Source organism: Oceanospirillum sp. (genome assembly GCF_982874595.1).
On sequence record NZ_CEYNZH010000009.1, the window covers coordinates 25,216 to 32,330 of the forward strand.

Annotated in this window: 1 protein-coding gene; it reads right to left on the minus strand. The window is 43.7% G+C overall.

Going from position 1 to position 7,115, the window contains the following annotated elements:
* Nucleotides 1-38: 38 nt before the first annotated feature.
* Nucleotides 39-7,112 carry a hypothetical protein gene (locus AC4GL5_RS06000; RefSeq protein ID WP_490381887.1) on the minus strand — a complete coding sequence of 2,358 codons (7,074 nt, stop codon included), beginning with the start codon at nucleotides 7,110-7,112 and terminating at the stop codon, nucleotides 39-41.
* Between the last annotated feature and the right edge of the window lie 3 nt (nucleotides 7,113-7,115).

Here is a 7,115-nt window from a genome sequence, read left to right on the forward strand (position 1 = left end):
GATATACTTTATGCCGCTCGTCCAGATGCAAAGATCAATTACCACTCACAAGGCTGATCATCATCCGATAAATAACCAGCTTCATCCGCTGCACTGTCAACTTCGAAGTCTCCAAAGCTGTCTGTATCAGCATTATCCTGATCACTTTCTACCTGACTGAACCAACTTTGATCGTCTACTGCGGACTGAACACCGTTTTCCAGTGCATCCAGCAAGCCTTGAGGTTGATCCTCTCCAAACATGAAAAGATCATTGATACCAGAAAGCTCCATATCACCCACAGTATCAGCACCAAAGTCCTCATCATCTGCCGCATCTAATCCATCTGACGCATCTAATTCTTCTGAGTTATCCTCGGATACAACAGAGGTTTCTGCCACCGACTCAGTGTCTGTATTATTCAGAGGCTCCCCATTAAGAAGCTGAGACAGCTCGTCGTGTCCAACAACAAAACCAGCTTCCTCAAAGGTAATCACAGAGTCATCACCAATATCGGAGGAGTCAAAAGTAGCAACTAGCTGATCACCAGCGTAAATATTAACACTGTCTCCATCATCAAATTCAAAACGTCCCTGATCCATTTCACCCGAGAGCCCTGAGCTGGTTTCATAGCTCAGACCTTCTATCGGTTCTTTTGCCAGTACTGCTGTACTCACGGAATCATCCACATGTTCTTCAAACTCAGTCTGGTCAGAATGCTCTTCCAGCATGCGTTGGATATGATCCATTGCCTGCTCTTCGGAAATCGCTGTTCTTCCAGCCCGCTCAATCACTGATTGAACCTCTTCCTCAGAAGCTGTTCGCAGATCTATCTCAACGCCTTCAAAGGCCGCATGACTTTCCGACGTAATGGTAATACCGTTATCTGGATTACCATCAGCATCAAGTGACTGTAAGAAGACCCCCATATTCTCAACATATTCATCATTTAAATCAGAACGATCCACGTTGGCAATATCCTGCAGGAATGCAGTGCCTTGCAGAAGGTCTTCTGGTGTCAGTGTACCAATCTCAATATCACCAACTTTAAACGTGACAGAGTCACCCTCACGATGTTCAAAGTTACCATGTTGATCGGTCAGACCAGACAAACCTGAAGAGGTGGTATAAGCGAGCCCCTCAATGACACCATCAATAATGGTTTTAGTCTGAATGGCACTAACATCATCACTGGTATCTTGTGTACCCATATTCTCTGTTGAAATAGCTGTTGCCTCTATATTGAGACCATCAACTCCATCTGAAGCAAGAGGTTCAGGGCTGGTTAACTTAAGGCCAGTCAACTGAGCAGGTGATAGTGTAATTGAACCATTTGTGATTGGGAGGCTATCACCATCAGAATTCGTTAAGACACAGTTGTCTGGAATACCATCAATTCTCAGAGAAAGCTCTTCGCTACTATCAGTTAAGGATGCGGACAAACTCAAATCGTAGGAGAAAGTACCGTCATCATTTTCAAACTCATTAGCCAACATCGGATCAGACAGATCCGGTTGGTCTGCTTCTGCAGTAACGTTCAGATCAAATGACTGAGTAACAGCTGAATCAAGAATATCATTGCCATCAACAGTTTTAACACTGACGGCCATGCTCATAGCCCCACTGTAATCATCAGGGGGGGTAATTTGTAAAGTTTCTGCCTGCGATAATGTCAGGTTTTCAAATGAAACAGACCCATCGTCATTCACTGTACCAATAACTGAGCCATCAGGAACAGAAATAACCGATCCTGCTTCGTGACCGCTGACTGTAACATTGAGCAATTCGGAACTATCGACAAGCTCTAGATCCAGACCCAAACTTATGGTTGAGTCTTCTGCACCACTGCCTCCCGCATCACTAATTTCCAGGTCATCCGCTTCAGGCATGACTTCCAAACTGAATGATTGGGTTACAGCCGTATCCAGAACATCGTCACCATCAACAGTTTTGACGCTGACGTCAATATTCATCGTGCCGTTGTAGTTCTCTGGCGGCTGTACGGAGAGTGACTCCGCTTCTGACTCAGTCAGTCCGGTAAAATCAACAGAACCGCTATTACCTACTGTTAGATCCTGCCCGGTCACGGAAACCACAGAACCTGGCTCTAGTCCGTTAAGATTTAAATTTAATAATTCACTACTATCCTCTAACTCAAGGTTCAAGCCAATATCCACAGAAGCGCTATCTTCAACAACTGACTTATCTGTAATGCCAGTTACAGTTACACCATCAGCCTCTGGTTCAACGATTACCGTAACCATTTTGGAGACTGCGGTATCCAATACATCCGTCGCATTACCATTTTCATCAACTTCAACTGATTGCACATTGACAGTCAATTGCATATCGCCACTGTAATCATTCTGTGGAATGAGCTTAATGCTCTGGGCTTCTTCCGGCGAAAGAAGGCTCTCATCAGTAAGTGACTTTGTATTACCCGCAGCGTCTGTGTATTCAGCGCGGAAGCCTTCATTAGTAAACTCATCACCAAAGGTTATTTTCAGTCTTTCACTGCCATCCAGATCCGTCATGATGACATCAAGATCCAAGGGCATGCCCACATTATCTTCGACACCCTCAATCTTATTACTCTGAGCACTGCCAGCGTCAACTTCAAGAATCGCACTTGCTACAGGATTTATCGTCAGCTCTATACTCTGATCATCAGTCGCAATTTCTTTAGTGACTTTGTCAAAGCTTAAAGCCGTGACATCTGCTGTAAAACTACCGCCATATGTTCCGGTCGTATCATATAGTTTCAGGCCACCATCTTCGGGTACTTCTGAACCCTTTAGAACGATCGTGACAGTACCATCACCGTTATCACTGTAATTACCAATCTTATTGCCTTCAGCATCATGGATTACCAGCGCATCCGGAATACCGGTAATTTTGACAGAAGCGACCTCACTGCCATCATCATCGTGCTGTATTACGGAAAGATCCAGAGGGTACTCTTCTCCCTCATCAATACCTGAGGTTGGGTTAAGATTGATATCAATTTGGTCAACCTGGGAAGCCAGATCAATACTGAAATTACTTTCTATGGTTTTAGTAACATCTGTACCGCCATTAGTATCCTCATCAGTCCATTCGTACTGAATTGCAAAACTGTAGGTACCGTGACTGTATGCATCGGGCACAAATTCAACAGAGCCTAAATGTTCAACTGAAACCGTGTAGGAGCCATCTCCATTATCAGTAACGCCTTCTCCGGTTAATGAACCTCCATCCTGCGGTGTAATCGTAATATCACCTTGCAGAGTTTCTGAGCCATCTGTATCCGATGAACTGATTTGAAGATTCAGAGCAATACTTTCCGTACCAGCGGCACCATCAGTTTCGGTCCCGCCTTCGGCACTAATATTCGATTCATCCAGAACAGGGTTAATATCCAGAGTGATATTTTCAGATGCGAACGACTGATTGCCATTATCGTCAGTGGCAATAATGTTAACGCCAAAGCCAACATCGCCATTAAAATCAGCATTCGGCTTAAAGTTAATAGCCCCCGTACCTACATAGCTCCCATCGGGTAATTGATACATCCCAGTGGTATCAACAGAACCATTAGTAGCAGTGCCATCTATAACAAAGGAAAGTTCTGCACCGCCAGATGCAGATGTATCTGACAATACATCTTCAACCGATGTATCCTCCAAGCCAGAATCTTTGCTGGATATCGTGATAGTAGGAGCTGTTCCACCATCAATAACAAGCGAGCCATCCTCTCCAACAACTATTGAGTCACTGCCTCCGGCATACTCAATTGTAAAAGTATGAGCCTGATCAAACTTGACATCACCATCATCTTCCTTACTGACCGGCACAATTTCCAGATTCAATGAACCATCACCAGCGCCAGGCTGCAGGATCTTGATATTAGCGTTGTTCAGAGCATCTGCAGGTACAACCCAAACACCACCACCTGCATTAATGCCACCCTCTACCATCCACGTTGTATTGTCAGCTCCGGATTGGTTCTGGACGATATAGTATTCAGATTCAGATGTATCAGCTGTCGGATCAGTATCGTTATTATCATGATAATGATCTTCGACATTATCATTGCGAACGATAATATCAGTGAGCGCAGTCACTACATTATCACTGGTCACACTTGAATCTGGGCCGCTATCAACCAAATTGGATCGGTTTGCAACAGACGACACATCTACATTTCCATTGCTTTTTACTGTGAAGCCATAGCTTTCAGGTGCAACAACTTCGCCTGTAAAAGGATCAAAGTAGCCACCATCTTCTTGATTATTACTTCCAGCTTTCACCAAATAAGAAACAACATCGGAGCCAACTGTTTGCTCTATATCTTCAAAATATCTTTGAGGATGTCCATAGTCAGTTATTTCTCCACCTGAACCGTACTCATCGATCTTAAAGGTATCTCCATTCTCAAATTTAATAACAACGTGAGAAATAGCTTTAGAGCCTTCTACGGCTTCAGTACCACCCGCAATATCCTGAACGATAAATCCATCGTAATCAGACCCTTCGGTATCATCTGTAGTGGCGTTTTCAGTATGATCAATATCTTCCCAACCATCAGCTACTCCGGAAACATTAACAGTATGGCCTGTAATAACTTCCTGAATATCTTCATCGTTGGTAGAGCTATCATCCATGTCATCTTTCAGATAGCGATGAAACTGAATACCCGATAAATCTTCATTGGAATGCTGGGGAGCCAAAACCTCAACAGAGGATAGGTCTTCCTGATTCAGATAAACGAGATTATTTGCATAATCGATGGCGAGGTTATCACCATGCACCTGAGTATTTTCAGAGGTTTCACCCAAACCAGGGATTTCTATTTTCAAATCATACGTCTGATCGTTGAAATCGTACTTGTCTTCAACAAGAGCGTCTCCATCCTTAGCCCCGACACGTAACCCTAGCTCAATCCACTGATCTTCATTACCGTATGACTGCGAATCTCCATACTCTTCAACCTCTGGTTGAACAACAATGTTCATAGTGTGATCTGAGACCAGAGTATCCGTTGCCTGACCAGAATCCGAATCAATATCCAGAACAGTCACTCGAATATTAAAATCTAGGGAACCACTGTAATCCTCATCAGGAGTTTTCAGCTGAATCTTATATTCGCCAGCATTAACTTTTTGCAAAGTTTCATTATCAATTCGCCAGTCTGTTGAGCTTCCATCCGCATCGGCAAGAACCAACTGATCAAAGAGTTCATTCCCATCACCGTCAACAATTCGCAAGCCAACATCATTCGGCACATTACGTATTAACGCATACACTTCTTCAGATTGATGCTGTTCCTCACCTGATGCAATCTGAAACCCTGAAAGATTCTGCCAGTCTCCACTCTCATTAAGCACTATCGGTGCATCAGTGCCCGTTACAATAGGTCCATCCGCAACACCAGTAAGCTGAACCTCAAAGGTGTCCGTTACCTCTTGTGTTTGCTCCCCACCAACACTACCGTCCCAATTAGGTTCAGTCGATTTCTGGTTAATAGTTAATGTGAAATCTTCGTTGCTGTCATGGGCCGGTATAAGCTTCAGGTTTTCTACATATCCATTAAAGGCACTTTTTGAGGTTAGAACAACCTCTCCTGGCTGAGCTGTATAATGCTCTCCATTTGAAGGATCCAATACTATTTTCAGGCTACTTAAGCTACCGCCGGAACCATCACCATTCAGCAAATGACCATCTTTATCAAAAATAAAGGTGTCATCGGGAATACCCTCAACCTTAAACTCAAGAACTTCAGTATTAGTGTAATTCCACTGACGAAAATCGATCTCAAGATCAATAGCACCGGATACATCATAAGTGCCATCAGCATTTTGAGTCAGTGCTCCAGTCTCCTGATCTCGGCCACTATCTTCTGAAGCAATAACACTCTTGACAGAGATCAGACTCTCACTCAAATCAGCATCACCAGACACATTAATGGTTAACAGATCAGGTTCACCCCACTTCTGATTTGTATCTCCATTATCGCTCCAACGATTATCAGAACCGGAACCGTTTTCATCTTGATCCACAACAGCTGTTTTAATCTTCAGATTAAGTTCGCCATTAAAGTTACTGGGTGTTTTGATCTGTAATGTATCCAGTTTATCGGCTGGAATATCAGTGTAGGTATTCGAGTTATTGAAGGTGAACGTCTCAATTTGCCCTTCTTCATTTTCAAAACGCAGCTTAGTACCTGCTGGCATATTGGTATCGCCATCAGAGAAAAAACGTACAACAGTATTATGCTCACTGCCATCAGCATCACCGGTCGATGCTGATAGCTCACTGAATACGGTACTATCCCCAACCCAACCGGCATTCAAATGTTGCCAACCGGAATCTTCCAGAAGAGTGTTTTGATACGTCACCGATTCTGATCCCAACTCACCTAAAGTCCAAGGTTGGTCAGCTTCCGGTGTAATAACAATAGACTGTGTAAACGAGGCAACAGAGCCGTTTTCAAGAGACAACTCATAATCTAATGTGATGTCTGCACTACTATCCACAGCAGGCGTAATAGTCAGATTTAAAGCATCCTGCCAATCACTAACGGTATATTCTCCTCCCGAAGGCGTTAACGTATTACCATCTCCGTCTTTAAGCGTGGCCCCGGTAGGAATATTAGAGATCGTAATTAAAGAGAAGTCGTCTCCACTGTGGATCTGATCAAGGTTCTGCAGAATAGGAATATCCCAATCGCCACCTGCATCATCTCCTTCCAGCGTATTACGGTTATCTTCGATACCTCTAAAGTCGAGATCACGAATGGTCGTAGTTACACCGGCGTCATCATAAGTAACGGTTTCATAGGCTCCATCAGCCGTATAGGCTGCATCTTCACTGTAAGAATTTTCAACCAGTTCCACAGTAAAAGTTTCGTTGTTATCCGTCCATTTATCATCTACTGCACGAGCACTAAAGGCCTGGCCTAAAGTAACCTCTGTACCTTCTATCGCGTAATCACCACTTTCAGCAGTATGGTTATCAAAGCGCACATCAACAGTGCCTTCTAGATCGACAAAATTATTATTTTCATCCAAAGCCTTGACGACATAAAAAGCGCTGGTCTCTCCATCCTCATGAATCTGGGTAGCGGTAACCGGATCACCATGACTATCCAGCAAGAC